Below are 24,776 nucleotides of genomic sequence, written 5' to 3' on the forward strand. Positions count from 1 at the left end.
AGGGTGGGTCAGACGCGGTGGCGGCGCCGACGCTTGTGTGCGACGCCCTCGCGGAAGGCGTCCCGGTGGGCACGGCCGGCGTCCGCCCATTCGCGGCGGGAGAGGTCGGGTGCCCCGGTCAGCGTCGATGCCGCCCGCCAGGCCTCGACCACCGCTGCGGCGTCGAGGTCGCCGTCGTACAGGAGCACCCACTCGGCGCCCACTTCGCGCGCCAGCGCCTCATTCGCCTCGTTCCGCGGCACCAGTACGGGCCGTGCCATCGACAGGGCGGCGAGGACGCTGCCCGAGTTGTGCATGAAGCGGTAGGCCAGAACGATCAGCTCGGAGGAGGTGGCGAGCTGGACGAGCTCGGCATCGCTCAGGAAGTCGAGGTGCAGTTCGACGGCGGGGAGACCGGACGTCCGTTCACGGAGGTCGTCGCCGAGCTCGGGGGTGGAGGGGCGACCGCCGATCTTCAGGCTCAACGTCGGCTCGATCGTCACCGCCTCCGCATAGGCGTCGATGAACCCTTCGAGCCCTTTGTAACGACGCACCCCGCCGAACGATCCCAGCCGACCGGGCACACGCTCGGCGGAGGGGAACGCGGCGTACCAGTCGCGGTAGTGACCGTGCAGGATGAGGCTGTGCGGCGTGCCCGGAGGGAGCGGCGTCGTCTCGTTGATGACGATCCGATAGTCGGTGTGCCGATCGATGGACCGCAGCAGCCACAAGCGTGGCGCGTTGTCATCGGGAAGCTCGATGTTGTGGACCGTCCGCACCACGGCGATACGTCGAGACAGGCGGTGCCTGGCGACGAGGGCCGCCGTGAGGAGGAACTTGCCGGTGGACTTCCACCAGGTCGATCCGTGGAGCTTGGCCTCGGGCCAGTGCCAGTGGAAGGCGTCGTAGCGGCCGAAGAGGGCGGTCTTCCACGAGAACCGGAGATGCTCCAGGCCCTCCGTCGTCCCCAGGGCCTCGTCGAGCATCTTGTTGTACGGATTCGTCGTGGGGCGCGGGGCGCCGAGGGACTGCATCACGCGGATGCTCGACGCGGATTCGGTCATCGTGTTGTCCTCCGAGGGGCGACGGTATTCGTCGTAGCGGCGGCCGAGAGCGGCGGCGATGGTGCCGCGGCCGCGGTGGATCAGGCGGGTGCCGCGGGCGTGATGGGCGATGTTCGAGGTCGCGGCGCCGAAGGCTCGACGTGCTGCACCGACGACGATCCGGGCGATCCCACCGATCAGGGAGCGCACCCGGAGCAGACCGCGGCGCAGCCTCCCTCGGGTGAGCTGCAGGTCGATGCGGGTACCGGCATTGGCCGAGCTGAACGCCCGCTGCGCCGCCCACGCGCGGCTGAGGCGCGCGGCGACGACGAGGTCCTCGGTCTCGGACTCGTTGCACCAGACGATGCGGCCGCCTCGGCCGACGAGTTCGCGGGTGAAGAGCGTGTCCTCGCCGCCGCCGAGCCCGAGGGACGGGTCGAAGCGCACGCCGAAGCGGCGCACCGCTCGGAGGTCGAGCAGCAGGTTCCCCGCCGCGGCGACCGAGAGCACGGTCCCGGTCGGGCGGGGCGGACGACGGAACGTGCCGGATGCGAGCAGCCAGGGATCGACGTCGTCGTCGAACACGGAGATGACGCGGCCCATGACGGCATCCGCGTCGAACGCGCGCCAGGTGGTGATCAGCGCCGAGAGCCAGCCGGCACGGGGGACCTCGTCGTCGTCGATGAAGGCGAGCAGGTCGCGGTCGGCGCACTCGTCCAGCAGCCGGTTCCGCGCGGCCACGATGCCCGGCGTCGGCTCGACGACGTACCGGACGGGCAGGGCGGCGTTCGCGGCCACCTCGCGCGCGGAGCCCGCGGCGTCGTTGTCGACGACCAGCACCTCCACGTCCACGCCGAGGTCCGCACACTCCGCGATCCGGTCAGGGAGTGCGCGCAGCAGCGCCGCCAGCAGCTCCGGCCGTCGGTAGGTGGGTACGCCGATCGTCACGGCGATCGCGTCGCCCGTCCCCGGTCCCCTCGTCATCCGCCTCATCCCCATGGCAGTCGTGCGCCTGTCTCCCCGCGCCGGCTCATCGTACCGTGAACGACGGGTGCGCCGAGCCGCCTCTGGCGTATAGTCGGTGTCCTGGGAGTCGACGCCGGTCGCGACTCTGGGGAATTCGACCGGCGACCCGAGCGGACCGTGTGGGCGGATCCGGGGGGAGGATCGCGTGTCAATCGTGCACGGACGGCTGGCCGTCGTCGTCGTGAACTACGCCTCGGCGCGGCTGCTCGAGCGCAACCTGGTGCTCGTGGAGCGCGAGGCTCGTGCCGTCGACGAGGAGGCCCTGGTGGTCGTCGTCGACAACTGGGCCGGTGCCGCGGAGCGCGAGGCCGCCGTCGCGGTCGCAAAGGCGCACGGATGGACCCTCATCACCCCCGAGACGAACAGCGGATTCGGCGGCGGCGTCAACATCGGGGTCACGCGGGCGCTCGCCGACGGCGCGACCGACGTCCTCGTGATCAACCCGGACGCGCACATCGACCGTGTGTCTCTGGGGCGCCTGGCCTCGGTCACCTCGGCCTCGCGCACGACCCTCGCCTCGCCGGTGATCACCGACTCCGAGGGACGCACCTGGTTCGCCGGCATCGACCTCCTGCTCGACGACGGCACGATGCGGGCGCGTCGCAAACGCCGGGCGGACGACGCGCGCCCCTACGAGCCGTGGCTGAGCGGTGCCTGCCTGTGGATCACCCGCGAGGTGTGGGCGCTCTCGGGCGGCTTCGACGACGAGTACTTCCTCTACTGGGAGGACGTCGACTTCTCGCGCCGTGTGGTCTCGGCCGGCGGGACGCTCGTGCTCGTCGAGGAGGCGACGGCCGTGCACGACGAGGGCGGCACGCAGCGCGCCGAACCCCAGCTCGCGAGGGCGAAGTCGGAGGGCTACTACTTCTACAACATCCGCAACCGGATGCTGTACGCGGTCCGGCACCTCGACGACGAGGCCGTGCACCGCTGGCGCCGGTCGATACCCCGTACCGCCCGCGAGGTGATCCTCCGCGGCGGCCGCCGACAGCTGCTGCATTCCGCCGCTCCGCTGCGCGCCTACGTCCGCGGGGTGCGCGAGGCCAGACGGATCGCGCGCCTGTCCGGCACGGAATCGAAGGGAACGTCATGGTCGTAGACGCCTACCGTCAGCTCGCCAGGGCGCAGAAGGGCCATGCCCGCGGCGCCCCCGCCTACTCGGTCTACGTGAACCGCAGGCTCGGACGCGTGCTCGCCGCGCTGGCGTTCCGGCTCGGCCTCACGCCGAACCAGGTGTCGATCATCAGCGCCGTCCATTCGTTCGCCGCCATCGGCCTCATCGCCTTCGCCCCGGTCACGGTGCCGCTCGGGCTGCTCATCGCGCTCCTCCTCGTCCTCGGCTATGCGTGGGACTCCGCGGACGGTCAGGTCGCGCGGCTCCGCGGCGGCGGGAGCCCGCAGGGCGAGTGGCTGGACCACTTCATCGACACGCTCAAGATCGCGTCGCTGCACCTCACGGTGCTGATCGGCCTGTACCGGGTCCTTCCGGAGTCGCCGGCGCTGCTGCTGATCCCGATCGTGTTCAGCATCGTCGCCTCGACCACGTTCTCGGGCATGCTCCTGAACGACCTCCTCAAGGGCAAGCACGCCGTCGCGTCCACCCATGAACGCGGCGGAGGCACCCTGCGACGCTCGCTCGTGCTGCTGCCGACCGACTTCGGGCTGGTCTGCCTCGTCTTCGTCCTCTGGGGCTGGACGCCGGGGTTCCTCGTCGCGTACAGCGCGCTCTGCGCCGCCGCGGTCCTGTTCCTCGCGCTCGCCGCGGTGAAGTGGTTCCGCGAGATCGGAAGGCTCGGTGACCCGGCATGACCGGCGGCTCGATCCTCATCGTGTGCGCGGCCAACGTCTGCCGGTCGCCGCTGGCCGAGCTGGAGCTGCGGCGCCGGCTCGGGGAGGGCTCCTCGCTCTCGGTGCGCAGCGCCGGCGTGCGCGCCAACGACGGAGACCCGATCTGTGCCGACGTCGCGTCGCGGCATGCCGACGAGGACTGGCGGGCACGGGCGCAGGCGCATCGAGCCCGCGAGGTCACCCCGGAGATGCTGGCCGCAGCCGACCTCGTGCTGACCGCCTCGCGCGATCTCCGAGGGGAGCTGGTGCGGGCGGCGCCGGAGCACCGCGACCGGATGTTCACGCTGCGTGAGGCCGCGCACCTCGGCGTCGGCTTCGCGCCCGGCGGCTCCGATGTCATCGCCGACTACGTCGCTCACCTCGACCGGGCACGGACGCGTGCGGTGCCACTCAGCGGCTCGCCGGGTCGCGGCGGCGGGCTCCGGCGTCTCCTCGGTCGTCGCTCCGTCGAGGACCCTGCCTCCATCGCGGATCGGCACGGGAGTCGGGGTCATGCCGGCACCCTCTCCGAGGTCGAGCAGGCCGTCGACGCGATCGGCGGGCAGCTCGGGAGACAGCGCCGACACTCCTCCTGACCGGAGGGTTGTGGTTTTCCACGGTCCGCACTACCATTAGCCGACGCCGTGTTCTGCATGGCTGGGGGGAAACCGGAGCCGAGGGGGCTCCGGCTGGGGATCTGGGTTCTGGGGAGCTGCAGTGTTCACTGTTTCAGCATGCCGTTCTGGGGACGGCTCATCACGCGCACGCCGTGCGCTTTTCATCGCGCCCGTCGTGGCGCTCGCGCTCGTGTTCGCCGGATGCACGGCGGCACCGGACACCGCGGCGTCGCCGGAGCCCGAGGGCACCAGCACGACCGACTGGACGCCGCCGGCCGATCCCGACGCCCAGGGGCCCACCGAGGCCCCCGCGCTGACCGAGGAGAGCGGTGCGCTGGACGCGGAGATCGCGCTGTCCACCGACATGGTCGTGACCGTCGACGACATCTCGACCACCGAGGTCACCCCCGAGACGCCGGGCGAGTATGCCGGCTCCGCCGTCGTGGTGACCGTGAAGGTCGCCAACGACTCGAAGCGGGCGCAGAGCATCGACTCCGCCGTCGTCAGCCTCGTCACGGACGACGGCGACGTCGGGGTGGCCACCACCGCGGGTCCGAACGAACCTCTCCATGGAGAGCTGGCCGCCGGCGACGAGGCCACGGGAACCTACGTCTTCATGCTCGACCCCACGAAGGGTCGCGCCGTGAAGATCAGCGTGAACTACGCCGCCGGCGAGCCGGTGGCGACCTTCGCGGGCGAGCTCTCCTGAGCCGTGGGCGCGACGACTTTCACCGCGTCTCGTACGTGACATTTTCGAAGAAGAAATCTGGGGCTGGGGAGCAACATGGGTAAGACATCCACTTCGAGGCGGGCGCTGAGCGCACTCGCGTCGGTCGTGACGGCGGCGCTGCTGATCACGGGCATGACCACGCTGGGGGCGACCGGGGCCGCGGCGGCGGATTCGCCGTCGACGCCGCCGCCGCTGCTGCAGCGGAACGACGACGTCGTGACGTCGGATCCGATTCCGACCGTGCAGATCGACAACGGCTACGTGTGGTCGCAGACCACGATCGGGTCGACCGTCTACGCGGTGGGCAAGTTCGACAACGCCAGGGCGCCGCTCGCCGTACCGGGGACCAGCCTCACCGCCCGGTCCAACGTCCTCGCATACGACATCAACACCGGTCAGCTGCTCTCGTTCGCACCGCAGGTGAACGGCGTGATCAAGGCCGTCGCCGCCTCGCCGGACGGCAGCCGCATCTACATCGGCGGCTCCTTCAACTCGGTCAACGGCCAGACGCGCTGGAACTTCGCCGCGCTGGACGCCGTGACCGGGCAGCTGGTGCCCGGGTTCTCGCCCTCGATCGGCGGCAGCGGCGTGTACGCCCTCGCCACCTCGGGCTCGAGCGTCTACGTCGGCGGTCTCTTCACGCAGGGCAACGCGACCCCGCGGAAGAACCTCGCGGCCTTCTCGGCGACGAACGGCGCGCTGCTCAGCTGGGCGCCGCAGACCGACCTCCAGGTCGACGCCATGGTGATGGACCCGGCGGGTCAGAACGTCATCGCGGCCGGCCGCTTCTCCCAGGTCAACGGCGACCTGACGATGCGCGGCACCGTCGCGCTCGACAAGACGACCGGCGCGGTGGACAGCGGATGGGCGCTGCCGCAGACGGTGAAGAACGGCTCGAACACGGGCGCGAACTCGGGCAAGGCGGGGATCTTCGGCCTCGCGGCCGACGCCAACGCCGTGTACGGCACCGGCTGGGTCTACGCGGATGCGGCCACCGGCAACCTCGAGGGCACCTTCGCGGCCGAGGCCGGAAGCGGTCAGGTCCGCTGGATCGCGGACTGCCTGGGCGACCACTACGGCGTCTACTCGACCGGCAAGACGGTCTACACCACCAGCCACACCCACGCCTGCAGCACCATGGGCATGCACCCCGAGCAGAACCCGCGCACGCACCGTTACTCGGAGGCGTACACCGCCGACGCCCGCGGTCTGCTGGGCAACCAGCCCGCCGCCGGAGGCACGTACAAGAACTGGGCCGGGACACCGGCGCCCTCGGCCTACGCCTGGACGCCGGACTGGGCCGTGGGCGTGACCACGGGCATGGGTCAGGCCGGACTCTCGATCACCGGTGCGGGGAACATGATCTCGATCGGCGGCGAGTTCCGCTCCGTGAACAACGGCCGCTTCGAGGGACTCGTGCGGTTCTCCACCAACCCGCCCGGCGGCGCGAAGGACGGCCCTCGGCTGTCGGGGGCGAACTGGACCGGCACGGCGCAGTCGTTCATCCCTGGACGCGCGCGGATCTCGATCCCCGCGAACTGGGACCGTGACGACCTCACGCTGACCTACGAACTGCGTCGGACCGGCACCGCCGCCCCGGTGGCCACCGCCACCGCCCGCGGCACCTGGTGGGACCGCCCCTCGGTGAACCTCGAGGACAAGACCGCAGCTCCCGGATCGACGCAGGAGTACACCGTCGTCGCGAAGGACAGCGCGGGCAACTCCGTCTCCAGCCAGGCGATGAGCGTGACCATCGCGGCCGGTGCCGTGTCGAACTACGTCAACGCCGTCACGGCGGACGGCCCGCAGCTCTACTACCCGCTCGGCACCGCCGCGCAGGACTGGGCCGGGTCCAACACCCCCGTGTTCGGCACGGGCGTCACCGCCTCGACCTCCGGGGTGGAGAACACAGCGACGGGCGCCTCGACCTTCACCGGGACGAGCGCGGGACGCGTGGCCTCCGGGAGCAAGATCGCCGCGCCGTCCGAGTTCTCGACCGAGCTCTGGTTCAAGACCAACACCACCAGCGGCGGCAAGCTGATGGGCTACGGCGCCGCGGCGTCGGGTGAGTCGACCAGCTACGACCGTCATCTCTATATGACGAACAACGGGCGTCTCGTCTTCGGCACGTACAACGGCAGCACGCAGACCGTCCAGAACGACGCCGCGCTCAACGACAACGAGTGGCACCACGCCGTCGCGTCGCAGAGCGCGGAGGGGATGAAGCTCTACGTCGACGGCAAGCTCGTGTCGTCGCTCGCGGGGGCCACCACGGCGGAGAACTACACGGGATATTGGCGTATCGGCGGAGACAACCTCGCCGGATGGCCGTCCGAGCCGAGCTCCAAGTACTTCAAGGGGGCGCTGGATGAGGTCGCGGTCTACCCGTTCGCCCTCACGGCGACCCAGGTGAAGACGCACTACGGAATCGGCAAGGGCTTCCAGGCCCCGACCGCTGCCTTCACCGCCACGCCGACCGACCTCGCCGTCGCGTTCGACGCGGAGGCTTCGGCGCCCGCGGGCTCGGCGACGATCGCCGGCTATCGGTGGGACTTCGGCGATGACTCGGCGACGGCCACCGGCAAGACGACGAGCCACACGTACGAGGCGTCCGGCACCTACACGGTGGCGCTGACCGTCACGGACAGCAACGGACTCGCCACCACGGCGGAGAAGCAGGTCGTGGTGAAGGCACCGAACGTCCTGCCGACGGCGGCCTTCGAGACGACGGCGAACGGGCTGTCGGTCTCGGCCGATGCGTCCGCCTCGACGGACTCCGACGGCTCCCTCGCCTCCTACGCATGGAACTGGGGGGACGGCACCACTTCGACCGGTCAGGTCGCGACGCACGTCTACGCCACGCCGGGCACCCGCACGGTGACCCTGACGGTGACCGACGACCGCGGCGGGAGCGCGTCGACCACACGACAGGTCGAGGCGACGCATGCCGACCCGGTCGCCGCCTTCACCGCGACCGCGTCGGGGCTGAGCGTCAACGTCTCGGCAGCCGGATCGAGTGCGTCCGACGGCGCGACGCTGTCCTACTCGTGGAACTGGGGCGACGGGTCTCCCGCCGGTTCCGGGGCCACGGCAGGCCACACGTACGCCGCGGCCGGCGCGCATGACATCACCCTCACCGTGACCGACAGCCTCGGCGCGTCCAAGGCCGTCACGAAGACCGTGACCGTGACCGCGCAGGTCTTCGCCGCGTCCGACGCGTTCGGTCGTGTCGTGTCCAGCGGCTGGGGCGCCGCCGACAAGGGCGGCACCTGGGCGCCGATGAGCGGCTCCGCCGCGGCGCTCTCCGTCGGCGACGGCGTGGGCAAGGTCAACCTGGCACCCGGTGACACCAGGGAGATGCTGCTGCAGGGCACGTCCCTTCTCGACACGTCCGCGCGGATCACCTACACGCTCGCCTCCGGGCCCTCCTCCGGGGCGGCGTACGAAGGTCTGGGCGCACGGCGTTCCGGGTCCTCGGGCTACCGGGCTCTCGCCTGGCACCGTCCTGACGGCACCACCTGGCTCGTGATCCACCGCAACGGCACGGCGATCGCCAGCACCGCCGTCTCCGGTCTCTCCTGGAGCGCGGGCAGCTCGTTCTCGCTCCTGATGGAGACGACCGGGTCGTCCACCACGACCATCCGCGCCAAGCTGTGGGCGGCGGGGTCGGCGGAGCCCGCCAACTGGCAGCTCACCACGACGGACGCGACGCCGGCTCTGCAGGTCGCCGGTGCCCCGACGGTGTTCTCCTACCGGTCGGGCAGTGGCACCGGCACCAACCTCGCCAGCTTCGACGACTTCACGCTGAAGAACCTCGGCACGCCGGCGCCGGAGCCCGAGCCGCAGCCCGAACCGGAGCCCGCGAACGTCGCTCCCACCGCCGCGTTCACCGCGACCGCGACGAACCTCACGGTCGCCGTGGACGGCAGCGCCTCGACCGACTCCGACGGCACGATCGCCTCGTACGCGTGGGACTTCGGCGACGGGACGACCGGCACCGGTGCGACCACCAGCCGCACCTACACCGCGGCGGGGACCTACACCGTCACCCTCACGGTGAAGGACGACAAGGGCGCCACGCACACCACCAGCAAGCCGGTGACCGTGACGGCGCCTCCCGTCGACCCGCAGCCCGAACCCGAACCCGAGCCGCAGCCGGCTCCGGTGGCGGACGACGGCTTCGACCGCACCGCGGGGCCCGGCTGGGGCACCGCCACGGTCGGCGGGGCGTGGACGATCGCCGGCGGCTCGCAGGCGGCGGCGACCGTCGCTGACGGCCAGGCGAAGCTGAACCTCATCGCCGGCGACACCCGGCATGCGACGCTCAACACCACGTCCGTCGCCGATGCGGTGCTCGAGACGCAGTTCCGGGTCGATCAGGCCCCGGCCGCGGGTGGCGCCTACGTCGGCGTGATCGCGCGGCAGTCGGCGGCCGGGAAGTACTTCGTCCGCGCCTGGCTGCGTCCTGACGGCACGGTCTGGCTCGTCGTGCACCGCGAAGGGACCGTCCTGCGCACGCAGGCCGTGCCCGGACTGGTGTGGGCCGCGAACACCTCGTACAACCTCGAGGTGTCCGTGACGGGGACGACGTCGGCGACCCTCTCCGCCAAGTTCTGGCCGACGGAGACGACGAAGCCGGCAGCCTGGCAGATCACCACGACCGACGCGGCACCCCTGGGTGCGGGTGCGGTGGGACTGAGCGGCAACCGCTCCGGCAGCGCGACCGCGCCGCTCGGCGTGTCGTTCGATTCGTTCCGCGTCACCGCACCGCAGTAAGATCCTGACGCATGGCCACTGCTGTCCCGATCGCGCTCCTCGCCTTCGGTGGAATCGCGGCAGTGGCCATCGTCGTGTTCGCACTCCGGCTGCTCCCGCGTACCGCCTTCGTCGTGTGGGCGGTCGTGCTGTTCTTCGTGCCTCTCTGGGTAGGGGTGAACATCAGCTTCTACTGGGCGGCGATCACCCTGCTCACCGTCCTGCTGATCATCGTGAACTGGTCGGTGGTGCCGTTGCGGGCGGCCGATGCCTGGGTCGCCGCGTTCGTCCTCGTCGTCGTCGGGTTGTACGGGTTCGGCACGGTCGACCTCGCCTCCCTCGTGGCATCGCTTCTCGAGTGGGTGATCCCCTACATCTGGGGGCGCGTGGTGCTCGCTCGCGTGACGACCGAGTGGATCACCTCGACGATCGCGGTCGTGGCCATCGTGGCCGCCGCTCTCGCGGTCGTCGAGTTCCTCACCTCCTTCAACCCCTTCGTCCTCATTCCCGGATCCGGCGTGGTGTACGACACATGGAGCCCGCTGCAGGAGCGCGGCGGGGTGCTGCGTGCGGAGGGGGCGTGGGGGCACTCGATCGCGCTCGGCGCCGCGCTGGCGATGTCCTCCGCGTTCGTCGTGGCGACGCGATGGCGACTGTTCCCGAAGATCACCGGCATCGTGCTCATCGCCACCGCCACGGTCTTCACGTTCAGTCGGGCGGGCCTGCTCACACTGGTGTTGACACTCGTCCTGTCCACCTTCCTCATCGTCGGGGTCTCGACGCGCTTCCGGGTGACGGTGGCCGTCGCCGGGGTGATCGGCACCGCGATCGTCATCCCCGTCATCGATTCCGTCTTCGGTGCCGCGGGGGACGAGGCCGGAGGCAGCGCCGACTACCGCACGGACCTGCTGGTCCTCCTGGAACAGGTGCAGCTGTTCGGGAACCCCGGCGACTGGCATTCCCTCGTCTCCGGCGACTACTACCTCGGATACTTCGCCCGGTCGGTGGACAACGCCCTCGTGCTCACGCTCCTCCGGTACGGGTACGTGCCGACCCTGCTCATCATGGCGGCCGTCGTCTGCGCGGCGCTGATGGCCGTGCGGCGCTCGACGCGGAGTCCCGCCGCCCTCGCCGTCGTCGGACAGCTCCCGAGCCTGGTCGTCGTCGCCCTCATCACGCAGTACAGCATGTTCCTGTGGTTCTGCGTCGGGCTCGCGGTGACCTGGGCGCGCGACGCCGGAACGCGATCCACCACCGCGGAAGAGGCCTTCCTGCGGGATCTCGGGACGGCATCACCGCCGGCGACGACCGGACCCGCTCCACAGGTGCGGCAGACGTGAACGGGCCGTGCAGATGGCTCCTCTAGAATCGAGACCTCAGGGGGAATGGGGAGTCATGGCCGAGAGCCGGGTCAGCCTGCGTGTCATCGCGGGCTCGCTGCGCAAGTTCTGGTGGTTGATCGTGCTGTGCGGCGTCGTGGGCGCCGCGGGGTCGTACGGATACGCGTCGCTGCAGACGCCGTTGTTCCAGGCGACGACCTCGCTGTACTTCGCGCTGAACCAGGGCACGAGCGCCTCGGACCTCAACCAGGGCTCGGTGTACACCCAGAGCCAGATGCTGTCGTTCGCCCAGCTGGCGACGAGCTCGCGCGTGCTCGATCCGGTTATCGAGGAGCTCGAGCTCGACACGACGCCCCGCGCGCTCGCGAGGGACATCGAGGTGACCATCCCGCAGAGCACCGTCACCCTGCGGATCACCGGCATCACGGACGACCCGGAAGCTGCGGCCGAGCTCGCGAACGCCGTCGCCGAGCAGCTCATCACGGTCGTCAAGGACGTCGCTCCGAAGGATCCGCAGGGCGAGTCCACCATCACCGCCGAGGTCATCGACGACGCCGTCGTCCCCGAGTTCCAGTTCACTCCGAGCAAGCCCAGGGACGCGGCCCTCGGCGGTTTCCTCGGAGGCGTGCTCGGCCTTGCGGCCGCCGTGCTCATCGGTGTGCTGGACACCCGTGTCCGCAACGAGGAGGCGCTGACGCAGGCCGGCGGGGATCCCGTGCTCGGCGTCGTCTCCAAGTCGCCGCTGCTGGAGGCACGGGGAATCGCCGTCGCCCAGGAGCCGCTCGGCCACACCTCGGAGGAGTTCCGCCGCATCCGGTCGGCGCTCGCGTACGCGAACGTGTCGTCCCGGGTGAAGGTGCTGCTGGTGACCTCCGGTATGCCCGCCGAGGGCAAGTCGACCGTGTCGGTGAACCTCGCGATGACCCTCGCCGCGCTCCGTAATTCCGTCCTGCTCATCGACGCCGACATGCGCCGCCCGCGTGCCCACGAGCACGCCGGCATCGACGGTTCGGTCGGACTCACGAGCGTCCTGCTCGACGAGGTGGAGTTCGAGGTGGCCAAGCACCGCGTCGCGGACACCACGCTGGACATCCTCCCCGCCGGGACGATCCCGCCGAACCCCGCCGAGCTGCTCACGTCGGCGCGCATGGCACAGCTTCTCGACTTCGCCGCGGCGGACTACGACTACGTCGTGATCGACTCGCCCCCGACGCTGAGCGTCGCGGACGCCAACCTCCTGGCCACCCAGACGGACGGTGTCATCCTCGTCGTCGACGCCACCAAGACGCGGCGGGCGGCACTGGCGAAGAGCATCAAATCGCTGGAATCGGGCGGCGCCCGCATCCTCGGCACGGTCCTCAACCGTGCGCGTCCGGACCGGCATCGCAGCGAGTACTACAGCGAGTGAGCGACCCGCCGTCCTCCCGGGGGAGGCGTGCAGCATATCGGCGGAAGGGCTCGAATCGTTTGCCATCGTCCAGACGGGCGGTTATTCTTCATGGGTTGCGAGGGGGGCTCGCACTTTGTCGCCGGGGTTGAAACTGCGGCGAAGCGTGGGTGATCGTGTATTCCACCCCAGAAACGGTGACATCGTGTCCTTTCCGTTCCCTGTTCGTCTCTCATCGCCAGCGGCGCCACGGCGTCGCCATCGCCTGCTCGCGGGTGCCCTGGGCGTCACCGTCGCGCTCTCCGGAGTGCTGATCGCCGCACCGGCCTCCGCGGCGGTCGCCGCCGCCTCGCCTTCGGCCCGACCGGCGGCAGCGTCTGCGGGTCCCCTCCTCTCCGACCCGATGAACCGCACCGTCGCCTCCGGCTGGGGCGCCTCTCCCGTCGGGGCCTGGCGTGTCGTCGAGGGTGCGTCGAGCGTCGGGAACGGGCAGGCGATGCTCGCCAGCCGGAAGCCCGGGATCACGGCGCGGGCGACCGTGGCCGGGGTGACCGCGGCGGATGTGTCGAGCCGCTACACGGTGACGGTCCCCGCCCTCCCCGTCGGCGGTCCGCTCTACCTGGCCCAGGCCGTCCGCATCGTCGGCAAGGACTCCTACGGTGTGCGTCTCCGCGTGCACCCCGACGGCTCCGCCTACGTGTCCGTGGTCCGGATGACCGACCTCACCACTGTGCAGAACCTGAGCGAGCGACGACTCCCCTTCCCGGTGACGACGGGCATGTCGCTGCGCGTCGCCCTCGACGTGACCGGGACCAGTCCGGTGACGCTCGCGGCCAAGGCCTGGGCGGCAGATGGGGACGAGCCGTCCGCGTGGCAGGTGACGCACGCCGATTCCTCGGCCACGCGGATCACGGCCGCGGGTGGTTACGGCTTCGCGCTGTACACGTCCTCCGGAGCGAAGGCCGCCGTCCCGCTCGCGATCGACGACGTGCTCGCAGCCGCGCCCGCGCCGGTGGCGACTCCCACTCCGACGCCGACGCCGACGCCCGCCCCCGCGCCGAACCCGGCTCCTGCGCCGAACCCGGTTCCGGTTCCCCCGGTGACGCCGACCACCCCGGTGACACCCGCTCCACCTGCCACCCCGGCCGGTGTCCGCGGGAAGCCGGGCGCCGCCGCCCCGGGGTCGCTGTCGTACCCGGCACCCGCCACCGCGATCTACGCGGCGCCGGGCGGATCGGACGGCGCTGCCGGTACGAAGAACTCGCCGGTGCGCACGATCGCGGCCGCGCTGCGGCTGGTACCGAACGGCGGCACCATCGTGCTCCGCGGTGGCACCTACCACGAGGAGATCGTCGTGCCGCCGCAGAAGCGCGTCACGATCCAGCCCGCTCCGAACGAGGCGGTCTGGATGGACGGCGCGAAGACCGTCACCGGCTGGAAGCCCGCAGGCAAGACCTGGACGGTCGACGGCTGGGGGACCGCGCTCGACTCGAGCCCCACATACACGAAGGGAGCGCCCGACAACACCCAGCCGGAGTGGCGCTTCGTCGATCCCGCGCACCCGATGGCCGCGCATCCGGACCAGGTGTGGGTCGCGGGCGTGCAGCTGCGGGAGGTCGCCTCTGCCGCGCAGGTCGTCGCCGGGACCTTCTTCGTCGACGATCGGGCGAAGCGGCTCGTGATCGGCACCGACCCGACGGGCAAGCCCGTGGAGGCGAGCGTGCTCACCCAGGCGCTCTCGATCCGGTCCGCCGGATCCGAGGTGCGCGGCATCGGCATCCGCCGGTACGCCACCAGTGTGCCCCAGATGGGGACCGTCATCGCCGCAGCGAGCGACATCACGCTCGCCGACGTGACGATCCGCGACAACTCGACGACCGGCTTCTACTCCTGGGCGCCGAGGACGACGTTGACGCGCGTCTCGTTGATCGGCAACGGTCTCCTCGGTGGCGGCGCCTCCCAGGCCGACGGCTTGAAGGTGAAGCAGATGCTCTCCGTCGGGAACAACGCCGAGCGCTTCAACCACTCCCCGGTGTCCGGCGCGTTCAAGGTCACCCGGACGCGCGGAGTGACCGTCACCGACAGCGCGTTCACGGGTAACGCCGGTCGTGGTCCGTGGTTCGACGAATCGGTCATCGACATCGTCTTCACGGGTAACGACGTGATCGGCAACACCGGTCACGGTGTCATGGTCGAGCTCTCGGAGCGGGCGGTCGTCGCCGACAACATCATCGCCCGCAACGGCGACTTCGGGCTGTTCGTCCTGAACTCCGGCAACGTGAAGATCTGGAACAACACCTTCGTCGGCAACGCCAACCGGAACGTCAGCATCGGTCAGGACGGTCGCCGAGCCTCCGACCCGAACGCGGCGGGCCACGATCCGCGCACGCGCTTCGCACCGCTGGCGCCGTGGATCGTGCGCAACACCGTGATGTCCAACAACGTCATGGCGGAGAGCGCGGGCAACTGCCTGGTCTGCGTACAGGACTACTCGACCACCTTCACCGGTGCGCAGATGATGTCGAGCGTGAACGGCAACCTCTACCACCGCACCGCCCCCGGCACGCCCCGATGGTTCTCGGCATGGTCGAAGGGATCCGTCTCGCGGGATCCGGCGGTGGCAGACACCCTCGCGGCGTTCACCGCGGCGACGGGTCAGGACCGCCGCTCGCAGTTCGTGCAGGGAGCCTCCGTGGTGTCCGCCACGTACGTGCTGGCCCCCGCGCAGGCGCAGCGGCAGGCCGCAGTGGCGGTCCCCGTGCCGGCGGATATCGCCTCGGTATCGCGACTCCCCGGCAACAGCGCGACGCTGGGAGCCCTGCCGCGGTGACGATCTAGGTATGGGTTCTCTTCTCGCTGTCGGCGCCCGCGCGCTGACGATGGTCATCGCGCTGGTCTGCGGCGTTCTCACGACGCGGATGATCATCGGAGACGCGGGCGTCGGCAGCTTCGCCCTCTACACGCTGCTCACGACGATCCCGTCGCTGCTGACCTTCACCGATCTCGGTAGCGGCGCCGTGCTCGTGAACGCCGTGGCCACGAGCGACGACGTGAGGACGGACGAGAAGCTCCGCTATCAGCTCACGTCGGTCGGCCGGGTGCTGCTGATGTTCGCGGCCTCCGCCATGGCGATCAACACCGTGCTCCTGGCCACCGGTGCCTGGGAGATCGTGTTCGGCGATGCCGGAGGAGAGCCGGGGGCGTCGCTGGCCGCCTTCTTCTGCGTGACGATCTTCTGTCTCGGTATCCCGCTGGGCATCTGGGCGCGGATCATGCTCGGGCAGCGCAAGAACCACATCGTGATCCTGCTGCAGGGCCTCATCTCGCCGCTCACGCTGGCCGGGGTGTGGCTGCTGCTGACGTTCGGTGGCGAGAATCTGCATTCCTACGCGGCGATCGCGTCGTTCGCGGCCTCGCTGATCGTCTCGATCCTCGGCGTCCTCATCACCGCTCGGACCACGTCTCCGTTGATCCCCGAGGCTGCGCGCATGGTTCTGCGCCCGCGACGGTTCCCTGGCGTACGGGTGATGGACGTGGGATGGCCGATGCTGGCTCAGATGGTGACGTATCCGATCGCGGTGGGGTCGCAGCGGTACGTGATCGCCCAGCTCGGCGGTCCGACCGACGTCGCCGAGTACGGTGTGGCCGGGCAGGTCTTCTTCGCGCTCAACGGTCTGGTGATGGCCGGTGGGCTCGCGCTCTGGCCGCATTTCGCCCGCATGCGACACCAGGGCGATCTCCGCCGCGGACCGTTCCTGCTCTCCGGACTGTTCGCCGTGGCGGTCGCCCTCGCGACGGTGGTGGTGTGGCTCGTCGGGCCGTGGCTGTTCGGGTTCATCACGCAGGGAGAGCTGGAGGTCCGGCCGACCACGATCTTCGCGTTCGGCCTCATGATCATGCTCACGGCGGCTGTCTACCCGCTCGGGATGTTCATCATGGACAAGCCCGGGATCCGATTCCAGGTGATCCCCACCCTCAGCATGGCCGCGGTCGGGGTCACCCTGGCGTTCGTCCTCACACCGATCCTCGGTATCGCCGGTCCGCTCCTCGGTGTCGCCTTCGCGCTTCTGGTCTGTCAGCTGATCCCGTTCTCGATCTACATCGTGCGTCATCGGGCGCGGCTCACGGCCGAGGCTGCCGTCTCGGCGTGAGCCCAGGTCGCGTGCGCCCGGCGCCGTGCGGATACCGGCGGGTCGTCAGTCGAGGACGCCGGCGGTGACGCCGGCGCGGTAGACCGCAGGTGCGTGCCGACGCAGGGCTTCGTCGCGGCTCTCGGCCACACTGCCCACGAGGTCGTCCCACCGTGCGCACACGTCGTCGAGTGCGGCGGCGATCGCCGGAGCATCGTCGGGTGCGACCAGCTGCGCGGTGGCGTAGCCGCCCGCGGCCTCGCGCAGACCGCTGCTGTCGCTCGCGATGACGGGGCGGAGCCCCAGCACGCCCTCGACTGCAGTGTTCCCGAACGGCTCGTCCACCCGGGAGGGCACGACCAGCACGTCGGCTTCCGCGAGGAACGGCCAGATGTCGGCGTGGAATCCCGCGAAGGTGACGGAGACCCCGGTCTCTGCGGCACGGGCGCGCAGTTCGCGCTCGTACCATTCGTATCCCTCGAAGACCGCCCCGAGGAGCGTGACCTCGACGGGCCGCCCCTCCGCCTGCACTGCCGCCGCGGCGTCGATGACGAGGTCGGGACCCTTCCGAGGCGAGAGCCGCCCGACGTACAGCACGCGGAGGGCGCCGTCGATCCGGGGCCGCGGCGGCGCGGGGTGCGGGGGCGACGCGACGCCGTTGGCGACGATCCGGGTGCGGTCGGCGAGAGCGGGCAGCGCGCGCCGGATGGTGTCGAGGCTGAAGCGGCTGTTCACGAGGGTGCGGACCGAGGCGAGGTGCGGCATGTAGAGCAGGCGGTTCACCAGCGTGCTCCCGGAGGCCTCCGCCTCGTGCACGTGACTGACCGCGCGAGTGCCGCGGAGTCGGGCCACGAGGGGCCATTGCGGAATGATGATGGTCGACACGTAGACGGCGTCGGGGCGCACGCGTCCGATCAGACGCCATGCGGCGCCGAGGCCCCGGAACATGTCGCGGAACAGGCGGGGCAGACCGCGCGGGGTGAGCAGCACCTTGCGCAGGACGAGCATCGGCAGGATGACGACCTCTGCTCCGGCGGCGCGCAGCGGCGGGACGAGCAGACCCGAGCTCGGAAGGGCGACCACCACACGGGCGCCCGCCTCCGCGAGACCGGTCGCGCTCTCGAGGAGCATGCGGTCCGACCCGAACATCTCGGCACCGGGATGCACGAGAAGGACGGTCTTCCTCTTCACGCCGGTGGTCATCGTGTCGCGTCCGCGGGGGCGGGTGCCCAGTCGGCGCTCCGTCGGCGCGCGCGCCGCGCGGACGCGTGGACGCTGGAGCCTTCGGACAGACGGCGGGCGAGGTCTTCGTACTCGTCCGCCACGTCGTCCCAGCGGAAGCGCGTGCGGGCGATCTCCTGCACCGCGGCTGCATGTGCGTCGCGGGTCGTGGGGTCGGCTTCGGCGGCCGCGACGTGGGTCGCGACGTCATCCGCGTCGGCGAAGAACCAGCCGTTGCCGCCGAGGACCTCCCGGTTGAAGGGCACCTCGTAGCCGATCACCGCGGTGCCCGCCCCCATGGCGCGCAGGAGCGACGGGTTGGTGCCTCCGACGGAGTGGCCGTGCAGGTAGGTGGCGGCGTGGGCGTAGAGCCCGTCGAGGAGCTCCTGGTCGTAGACGCCGCCCACGAGGCGGATCCGCTCGTCGCCCTCGGCGGCGTTCCGGATCTCCTGGATGTACCCGGCGGCGTACGGCGCGGAGCCGACGACCACGAGCGGCAGTCGCGCGGCGCTGGCGCGGTATCCGCGGACGATCTCGAGCACGTGGTTCTCCGGCTCGAACCGAGCGACGACGAGGTGGTAGCCGTTCGGAGTGAGGTCCATCTCGGCCAGGCGGTGCGTCGACGGCTGATCGAGGATCGGCGCGCCGTATCGGATGAGCTCCGTGGGCACGTCGAACTGGTGGTGGTAGTAGTCGGAGATGCCGGGGGCGTCGGCGATGAGCGCGTCCGCGGTGCGGACGCCGAACTGCTCGGCCCAGCGATAGTACGCCTTGCCGCGGGGACCCCACTTCGACCGGCGCCACTCCAGACCGTCCATGTGCAGGGCGACGGGCGCCCGGCGCAGCCGGAGCAGCGGGAGGAACGGCGAGTTCGCGGCGTTGAAGACGAAGGTCGCGTCGGGGCGGCGGTGGAAGAGCAGATGCAGGGCCGACAGCCCGGTGTGGCTGAGGGTCTCGATCTGCTTCACCGGGACCGCGGGGAGGTGCACCACGCGCATGCCGAGGTACTCCTTCTCGCGGTGCTCGGAGCCGCGGGTGTACACGACGACGTCGTGGCCACGGTCGGCGAGCCGTCGCCCCACCTCTTCGATGGCCGTCTCGAATCCGCCGTAGGCCGCAGGCACGCCGCGGGTCCCCACCATCGCGATCGTGAGGGGTGTCGTAGTGCTCATCCGCTCAGTATGCCCCGCTCGGCTGCGCCATGACCTTCGCGGTGCGCCACATGATCTGCAGATCGTTCATGACGGACCAGTTCTCCACGTAGCGCAGGTCGAGCCGCACGCTCTCGTCCCACGACAGGTCGCTGCGTCCGGAGACCTGCCACAGACCCGTGATCCCGGGCTTGATGTACAGGCGGCGGAACACAGTGCCGTCGTAAGCGGTGACCTCGCTGGGCAGCGGCGGCCGCGGACCGACGACGCTCATGTCGCCGACCAGCACGTTCCAGAACTGCGGGAGCTCATCCAGCGACAGCTTGCGCAGCACCTTCCCGACGCGGGTCACGCGGGGGTCGTCCTTCATCTTGAAGAGGAGGCCGGCGCCCTCGTTGTGGTCCTTCAGCGCCGCGAGCTGCTTCTCGGCGTCGGTGCGCATGGAACGGAACTTGACCATCTTGAACGTACGGCCGTCCCGGCCGACACGCTCCTGGAAGAAGAACACGGGCCCCGGAGAGTCGAGCTTGATGAGAGCGCTGAGCACAGGTGTGAGCAGCGCGATCGGAATCAGCGCGATGGCGGCCACCAGTACGTCGAGGGCGCGCTTCAGCAGGTGGACGCCGCCCTCGTAGGTCGGGATCTTCACCTGGATCAGCGGCAGGCCGTCGACCTGGCGGAGCGAGATGCGAGGACCCGCGACGTCCGTCAGGCGGCTCGAGAGGACGAGCTCGGCGGCCGTGCCTTCGAGCTGCCAGCTGAGCTGCTTGACGAAGTCGGGGGACCCCTCGGGGCGGCTCGCCACGATGATGGTGTCCGCCCCGAGCTGTGCCGCCGCGGGGGCGACGGTGTCCAGATCGCCCACGACCGGGTAGATGCTCTCCCCGATCCTGAGCGCGCCGGCATTGCGATCCAGCAACGTCGTCCCCACGACGTGGTAGCCGTTCTCCCCGCCCTTCTGTAGGGAGTCGATCACATACTCGACGTCCTCGGTGGCGCCGACCACCAGTGTCCTCGACGCGAACCGTCCGGACAGGCGCTGCCGCTGCAGCCAGCGACGCCAGGCCCAGCGGGCGAAGAGGAGACCGAGCATGCCGACCGGGAGCGCGATGAAGAACAGCGGCTGCAGCCCTTCCCACTCCAGGAGCACGCCCGCAATGGCGGTGATGCCGAAGGCGAGACCCGCCGCGTGCGCGACGCGACGGTACTCCGTGGCCCCAGACCCGAAGATGGCGGCGGCTCGGCTGTTGAGCGCCGACAGCATCAGGTACCAGGCGAGACCCAGCAATGCGGCGTTGCGCACGGCCTCGATCACCGTGACGCCGGTGAGCAGCTGGACCGTCGCCGTCAGTGCGACGGCGATCAGGATGACAGCCGCATCCGTGATCCGCAGTCGCATCCGATAGCGACGCTCCCACTGCAGGCGTCGTTCGAGCGTCGCCGAGACACGCGGCGTGCTCGCCGCATGCGTCACCGACGCGGTCGCCCGCGGAGCCGTGATCGGCGTGAAACCCGTACGAGCGATGCTCAGAGCATCCTCGACGGAAGTCATGCCGAGGCCCCTTGAGCCGTGAATGTACGCAGATAACCCCAGTGCGCCATCGTTTCCCCAGTTTTCCCCAGACCATGAACCCCACGTTCACGGACACGTCTGCGTCCCGACCCCTCGGGTCCTGCTGAAGCTTCGCGATCCCACATCGAGAAGGTGTCCTCGTCGTCCCAAACCGACGAGGCGTGCAGCAGGCACTGCAGACGGTCATCACTGTAGCGGATTCGGCCGCCTGACGGAAGCGCTTCCCGGGGGTGAGTGAAAACCCGTTCCGGAATACCGCATGCGAGGGTGCACCCGGAGCTAGTCTGTCGCGGTGACCGCGCACCCGACATCGAGTCCTCGCTTCCGTCTGCAGCCCATGCGGCCGCGCGACCCCGGACAGCCGCATCGGGCCGCGAGTCCGCTGGAGCTCTTCTTCGACCTCGTCTTCGTGGTGGCGGTGAGCATCGCCTCGGCGCAGCTGCATCACGCGCTGAGCCACGGCGACTTCCTCCACGGGATCACCTCCTACGCGATGCTCTTCTTCGCGATCTGGTGGGCGTGGATGAACTTCACCTGGTTCGCGACCTCGTTCGACACGGACGACTGGCCGTACCGGATCGCCACGTTCGTCCAGATGGCGGGCGTCCTCATCCTCGCCGCCGGGATCCCCGGGGCCTTCGAGGAGGGCGACTTCACGCTCCCCGTGGTGGGCTACGTCGTCATGCGGATCGCGGTGGTGGCGCAGTGGCTGCGCGCCTCGCGGAACGAGGGCCCGCTCCGGCGCGTCGCTCTGCGGTACGCCCTCGGCATCGCCGTCGTGCAGGTGCTGTGGCTTCTGTTCCTGCTGATCCCGTCCGGCCCCGTGCAACTCGCGGCCTTCGTCGTCTTCGCGCTCATCGAGATCGCGGTCCCGGTGTTCGCCGAGCGCCGGCACCAGACACCCTGGCATCCGCACCACATCACGGAGCGCTACGGTCTGTTCACTCTCATCGTGCTCGGCGAGAGCCTCCTCGCCTCCGCCAACGCGATCATCGACGCGCTGGACGAGGTGGAGGCCCTGGGTCCGCTCCTGGCCATCTCGGCCCTCGCCTTCGTCGTGACGGCGGCGTTGTGGTGGATCTACTTCTGGCCGCCCCACCACCGGGCCATCACCACTCTCGGCCGTTCGCTGCGCTACGGCTACACGCACTACTTCGTCTTCGCGGCGGCCGCGGCCTTCTCCGCCGGCATCGAGGTGGAGCTGGACGTGATGACGGGGGAGAGCCATCTCGCTCCCGTGGCGGCCACCTTCACGGTGTCCATCCCGATCGCGGTGTTCCTCATCGGGATCTGGTGGGTCGCCATCCGCGACAATGCCGACCACGTCGTCAACACGGTCATCCCCGTGGGGGCGCTGCTCGTCCTGCTCGACCCGTTCGTGCCCGTGCCGGTGGCGCTGACGGCAGCGGTCATGGTGGGGATCGTGGCGGTGCTGGTGATGCGGCCGCCGATTCCCCGCGGCGCCGCGGCGACGGACGCCTGAGCGCCGCGGTCAGACGCTGGCGGCGAACAGGTCCAGGCATTCGACGCGCAGGCGCGCGATCGCCTCGGTGTCACCGCGGAGGTGACGGATGAGGGCGTGCTGCATCATGCCGTCCGTCAGCGCATACGCGAAGAGCGGCGTGAAGCGGCAGGGCCGACCGCGCAGCTCGGAGTAGCGCTCGACCACACGCCAGATGGCCTCCTGCAGGTCGGCCTCGACCTCCGCGATCGTGTCGCCGAAGCCGGACTCGAACAGCGATTGATTGCGGAGGTCGTACCAGAGCCGGTGCAGGCGGGCGTCGTCGTGCACGCTCCTGGCGAGTTCCTCCGCGGCGCCGGCCGCCAGGTCCTCCGCGGTCTCCGCCTCCTCCATGACGGCGAGGTAGCGGTCACCGAGCCCGCCCTTGGAGATCCGCACGGCCTCCGCGATGAGGTCGTTCTTGTCGGTGAAGTAGTAGTGCAGGGCTCCGTGCGAGAGCTCCGAATGCTGGGCGATCTCGCGGAGTCCCGTCCTGGCGAACCCGCGCTCGGCGATCGCCTCCAGCGCCGCTTCGGCCAGCGCTCGCCGGCGGATCGCGAACTTGTCCACCCCTGCGCGTTCCGCCCTCTTGGTCGCCGTCGTCATGCTGTGCCCCCGGTCTCGTCCCCTTCGGGATCGGTGCGGGCAATGCTATGGCATTCTCGCGGATCTGGACAGACGTCCAGGAAAAACTTGACAGGTGCCAAGCCGCGTGTTGCACTGGATGCGCCACGGCCGCGCATGTCCCCTGCATGCCGGCCGTCTTCGTGGCCGCGCGAGCGATTCCCCCATCGCCCCGGCCCTGCGTTGTCCGCCGAGTTCTTCGAGCGCCAGCGCTGCAGAGCGGAGCGATGTCCCCGCATCCTCCGCTCTGCTCCCGCTTCTAGGCTCCTCATCGGTCGCGCATAGCTCCCTGATTGTTCACTCGTCGAGCATCGGGGGCAACGCCGCCCACGCTCGAGAGGAGCACATCATGAGCCGAATCCCCGAACCGACGTCGACGCCGCAGGGGCCCATGTACGAAGGACGACCGCTGGATCGCGCGGACGAAGAGGTGGTCGACCAGGGCGTCGCCTTCGATCTCCGGACGCTGATGAGCCGCCGCGGGCTCCTGATCGGCGGCGGCCTCGGCCTCGGCGCCGTCGTCCTCGCCGCCTGCGCCCCGGCAGCCACCGGCTCGTCGTCGACGACCGCCACGCCCACGCCCAGCGCCGGCGCCACCGCATCGGACTCCGCGATCACGGAGATCCCGGATGAGACCGCCGGTCCCTACCCGGGCGACGGCTCGAACGGTCCCGACGTCCTCGACGAGGCGGGGATCATCCGCCAGGACATCCGCTCGTCCATCGACGGCGGTGCCACCGCGGACGGGGTCCCGCTCTCGTTCGAGTTGCAGATCCTCGACCTCGCGAACGGAGGGGGGCCGTTCGCGGGCGTCGCCGTGTACGCCTGGCACTGCAACGCCCAGGGGGAGTACTCGCTCTACTCGTCGGGGCTCGAGGACGTCTCCTATCTCCGAGGGGTGCAGGTCGCTGACGAGGACGGCAGGGTCTCCTTCACGTCCGTGTTCCCCGGGTGCTATTCGGGGCGGTGGCCCCACATCCACTTCGAGGTCTACCCGGACGCGGCGTCGATCACCGAAGCATCGAACGCGATCGCGACATCCCAGCTCGCGCTGCCCGAAGACGCCTGCGGAGCGGTCTACGCGGAGACGGCATACGCCGGATCGGCGGACAACCTGGCACGGATCACGCTGACCTCCGACAACGTCTTCAGCGACGACGGCGGGGCATCGCAACTCGCGACGACGACGGGGAGCGTCGCCGGCGGCTACACGGCGACGCTCGTGATCGGCGTCGACACCACGACCGCCCCGAGCGCCGGTTCCGCACCGGGCGGGAGCGGGAGCGGACGCCCGCCGGGAAGTTGAGGTCGTCGGAGCGTGGTTCCGTGGATCTGCTAGACTGATCGTGCAACGTGTGCGTTTCGCCCCCTCTCGGCCGCCTCGTCGCCACTGATCAGGGCCATCCACGGACCACGCACATCGACGCGCGCGGAATCCGCCCTCGGTCTCTTCACGTGCGGAGCGCGACAGCGCGCCCGCCCCACAGCAATGAGCATGAGCATGAGCACCACCACCATCCCTCCGTCCACCCCTCTCACCTGGAAGCAGGCCGACGTCGACGTGCACGTCGCCACCCGGAACGGCGAATTCGCCGGATTCGTCGAGTTCGACGGATCCGCGCACCGACTGCGCGACGAGCGTGGCACCGATCTCGGATCCTTCCCCTCCCTCGACGACGCCTTCCGTGCGCTCGCCGAGGCGAACGAGCCGAAGCGCGCCGCGGCGTCGCCGACTCGCCCGCGCCCCCGCCGTCGGCGCATGCGGCGGGCGCGAGCCTGACTCGTATGCCGGCTCGCGTATGCGGGCGCGGTTAGTGTGGCCACAGCGATCGGCATCCGCCCTTGGCTACCTCAGCTCAAGGGCTCCCGATC

At 70.2% G+C, this 24,776-nt stretch carries 17 protein-coding genes; 12 read left to right on the forward strand and 5 right to left on the reverse strand.

Annotation, left to right across the window (positions count from 1 at the left end; translation table 11 throughout):
- Window positions 1-8: 8 nt before the first annotated feature.
- On the reverse strand, window positions 9-2,006 hold the full coding sequence (locus MICNX66_RS16830) for a glycosyltransferase (protein WP_232089169.1): 1,998 nt from the start codon (window positions 2,004-2,006) through the stop codon (window positions 9-11).
- Between the two features lie 187 nt (window positions 2,007-2,193).
- Here MICNX66_RS16830 and MICNX66_RS02430 point away from each other — a divergent pair, with 187 nt between their 5' ends.
- From MICNX66_RS02430 to MICNX66_RS02470, 9 genes are all read left to right on the forward strand, one after another.
- Window positions 2,194-3,147: a glycosyltransferase family 2 protein gene (locus MICNX66_RS02430; RefSeq protein WP_232089170.1), complete on the forward strand. Its 954-nt coding sequence runs from the start codon at window positions 2,194-2,196 to the stop codon at window positions 3,145-3,147.
- Window positions 3,138-3,857, forward strand: coding sequence for a CDP-alcohol phosphatidyltransferase family protein (locus MICNX66_RS02435; protein ID WP_187663189.1), 720 nt, complete (start codon window positions 3,138-3,140; stop codon window positions 3,855-3,857). Before MICNX66_RS02430 ends, MICNX66_RS02435 begins: the two co-directional genes overlap by 10 nt.
- On the forward strand, window positions 3,854-4,471 hold the full coding sequence (locus MICNX66_RS02440) for an arsenate reductase/protein-tyrosine-phosphatase family protein (protein WP_187663190.1): 618 nt from the start codon (window positions 3,854-3,856) through the stop codon (window positions 4,469-4,471). The genes MICNX66_RS02435 and MICNX66_RS02440 overlap by 4 nt, the downstream gene beginning before the upstream one ends.
- 196 nt (window positions 4,472-4,667) lie before the next feature.
- Window positions 4,668-5,201 carry a DUF4352 domain-containing protein gene (locus tag MICNX66_RS02445; protein ID WP_187663191.1) on the forward strand — a complete coding sequence of 178 codons (534 nt, stop codon included), beginning with the start codon at window positions 4,668-4,670 and terminating at the stop codon, window positions 5,199-5,201.
- 75 nt (window positions 5,202-5,276) lie between these two features.
- Window positions 5,277-9,998 (forward strand): PKD domain-containing protein, encoded by a 4,722-nt coding sequence (locus tag MICNX66_RS16970; protein WP_269474810.1) that lies wholly within the window; start codon window positions 5,277-5,279, stop codon window positions 9,996-9,998.
- 11 nt (window positions 9,999-10,009) lie between these two features.
- Window positions 10,010-11,317 carry a hypothetical protein gene (locus MICNX66_RS02455; RefSeq protein WP_187663192.1) on the forward strand — a complete coding sequence of 436 codons (1,308 nt, stop codon included), beginning with the start codon at window positions 10,010-10,012 and terminating at the stop codon, window positions 11,315-11,317.
- Window positions 11,318-11,372: 55 nt separating this feature from the next.
- The gene (locus MICNX66_RS02460) at window positions 11,373-12,725 is read left to right on the forward strand and encodes a polysaccharide biosynthesis tyrosine autokinase (protein ID WP_187663193.1); all 1,353 of its coding nucleotides are present in this window, start codon (window positions 11,373-11,375) and stop codon (window positions 12,723-12,725) included.
- A 184-nt stretch (window positions 12,726-12,909) separates the two neighbouring features.
- On the forward strand, window positions 12,910-15,534 hold the full coding sequence (locus tag MICNX66_RS02465; protein ID WP_232089171.1) for a right-handed parallel beta-helix repeat-containing protein: 2,625 nt from the start codon (window positions 12,910-12,912) through the stop codon (window positions 15,532-15,534).
- A gap of 10 nt (window positions 15,535-15,544) precedes the next feature.
- Entirely contained in the window at window positions 15,545-16,855 is a 1,311-nt protein-coding gene (locus MICNX66_RS02470) for a hypothetical protein (protein ID WP_187663194.1), read from the forward strand.
- Between the two features lie 45 nt (window positions 16,856-16,900).
- Here the strand turns inward: MICNX66_RS02470 and MICNX66_RS02475 are convergent, their stop codons facing one another.
- Genes MICNX66_RS02475 through MICNX66_RS02485 form a run of 3 tightly spaced genes read right to left on the reverse strand, consistent with a single transcriptional unit; the run spans window position 16,901 to window position 20,758 of the window.
- Window positions 16,901-18,037 (reverse strand): glycosyltransferase, encoded by a 1,137-nt coding sequence (locus tag MICNX66_RS02475; protein WP_187663195.1) that lies wholly within the window; start codon window positions 18,035-18,037, stop codon window positions 16,901-16,903.
- Window positions 18,034-19,227, reverse strand: coding sequence for a DUF1972 domain-containing protein (locus tag MICNX66_RS02480; RefSeq protein WP_187663196.1), 1,194 nt, complete (start codon window positions 19,225-19,227; stop codon window positions 18,034-18,036). The genes MICNX66_RS02475 and MICNX66_RS02480 overlap by 4 nt, the downstream gene beginning before the upstream one ends.
- Window positions 19,228-19,231: 4 nt before the next feature.
- The gene (locus tag MICNX66_RS02485; RefSeq protein WP_187663197.1) at window positions 19,232-20,758 is read right to left on the reverse strand and encodes a sugar transferase; all 1,527 of its coding nucleotides are present in this window, start codon (window positions 20,756-20,758) and stop codon (window positions 19,232-19,234) included.
- A 313-nt stretch (window positions 20,759-21,071) separates the two neighbouring features.
- Here MICNX66_RS02485 and MICNX66_RS02490 point away from each other — a divergent pair, with 313 nt between their 5' ends.
- On the forward strand, window positions 21,072-22,262 hold the full coding sequence (locus tag MICNX66_RS02490) for a low temperature requirement protein A (RefSeq protein ID WP_232089172.1): 1,191 nt from the start codon (window positions 21,072-21,074) through the stop codon (window positions 22,260-22,262).
- A 9-nt stretch (window positions 22,263-22,271) separates the two neighbouring features.
- On the opposite strand, the gene MICNX66_RS02495 is transcribed toward MICNX66_RS02490, so the two are convergent.
- On the reverse strand, window positions 22,272-22,886 hold the full coding sequence (locus MICNX66_RS02495) for a TetR/AcrR family transcriptional regulator (RefSeq protein ID WP_187663198.1): 615 nt from the start codon (window positions 22,884-22,886) through the stop codon (window positions 22,272-22,274).
- Window positions 22,887-23,253: 367 nt separating this feature from the next.
- Between MICNX66_RS02495 and MICNX66_RS02500 the strand changes: the two genes are divergently transcribed.
- On the forward strand, window positions 23,254-24,210 hold the full coding sequence (locus tag MICNX66_RS02500) for an intradiol ring-cleavage dioxygenase (RefSeq protein ID WP_187663199.1): 957 nt from the start codon (window positions 23,254-23,256) through the stop codon (window positions 24,208-24,210).
- A 195-nt stretch (window positions 24,211-24,405) separates the two neighbouring features.
- Entirely contained in the window at window positions 24,406-24,684 is a 279-nt protein-coding gene (locus MICNX66_RS02505) for a hypothetical protein (RefSeq protein WP_187663200.1), read from the forward strand.
- Window positions 24,685-24,776 lie beyond the last annotated feature (92 nt).

This window comes from Microbacterium sp. Nx66 (assembly GCF_904066215.1).
In the GTDB taxonomy this organism is placed as follows: domain Bacteria; phylum Actinomycetota; class Actinomycetes; order Actinomycetales; family Microbacteriaceae; genus Microbacterium; species Microbacterium meiriae.

Coding starts and splice junctions, on each gene's coding strand:
- MICNX66_RS02455 (WP_187663192.1), top strand. CDS start 10,010: ATGGCCACTGCTGTCCCGATCGCGCTCCTCGCCTTCGGTGGAATCGCG.
- MICNX66_RS02505 (WP_187663200.1), top strand. CDS start 24,406: ATGAGCACCACCACCATCCCTCCGTCCACCCCTCTCACCTGGAAGCAG.
- MICNX66_RS02440 (WP_187663190.1), top strand. CDS start 3,854: ATGACCGGCGGCTCGATCCTCATCGTGTGCGCGGCCAACGTCTGCCGG.
- MICNX66_RS02480 (WP_187663196.1), bottom strand. CDS start 19,227: ATGAGCACTACGACACCCCTCACGATCGCGATGGTGGGGACCCGCGGC.
- MICNX66_RS02475 (WP_187663195.1), bottom strand. CDS start 18,037: ATGACCACCGGCGTGAAGAGGAAGACCGTCCTTCTCGTGCATCCCGGT.
- MICNX66_RS02470 (WP_187663194.1), top strand. CDS start 15,545: ATGGGTTCTCTTCTCGCTGTCGGCGCCCGCGCGCTGACGATGGTCATC.
- MICNX66_RS16970 (WP_269474810.1), top strand. CDS start 5,277: ATGGGTAAGACATCCACTTCGAGGCGGGCGCTGAGCGCACTCGCGTCG.
- MICNX66_RS02500 (WP_187663199.1), top strand. CDS start 23,254: ATGAGCCGAATCCCCGAACCGACGTCGACGCCGCAGGGGCCCATGTAC.
- MICNX66_RS02460 (WP_187663193.1), top strand. CDS start 11,373: ATGGCCGAGAGCCGGGTCAGCCTGCGTGTCATCGCGGGCTCGCTGCGC.
- MICNX66_RS02435 (WP_187663189.1), top strand. CDS start 3,138: ATGGTCGTAGACGCCTACCGTCAGCTCGCCAGGGCGCAGAAGGGCCAT.
- MICNX66_RS02485 (WP_187663197.1), bottom strand. CDS start 20,758: ATGACTTCCGTCGAGGATGCTCTGAGCATCGCTCGTACGGGTTTCACG.
- MICNX66_RS02495 (WP_187663198.1), bottom strand. CDS start 22,886: ATGACGACGGCGACCAAGAGGGCGGAACGCGCAGGGGTGGACAAGTTC.
- MICNX66_RS16830 (WP_232089169.1), bottom strand. CDS start 2,006: ATGACGAGGGGACCGGGGACGGGCGACGCGATCGCCGTGACGATCGGC.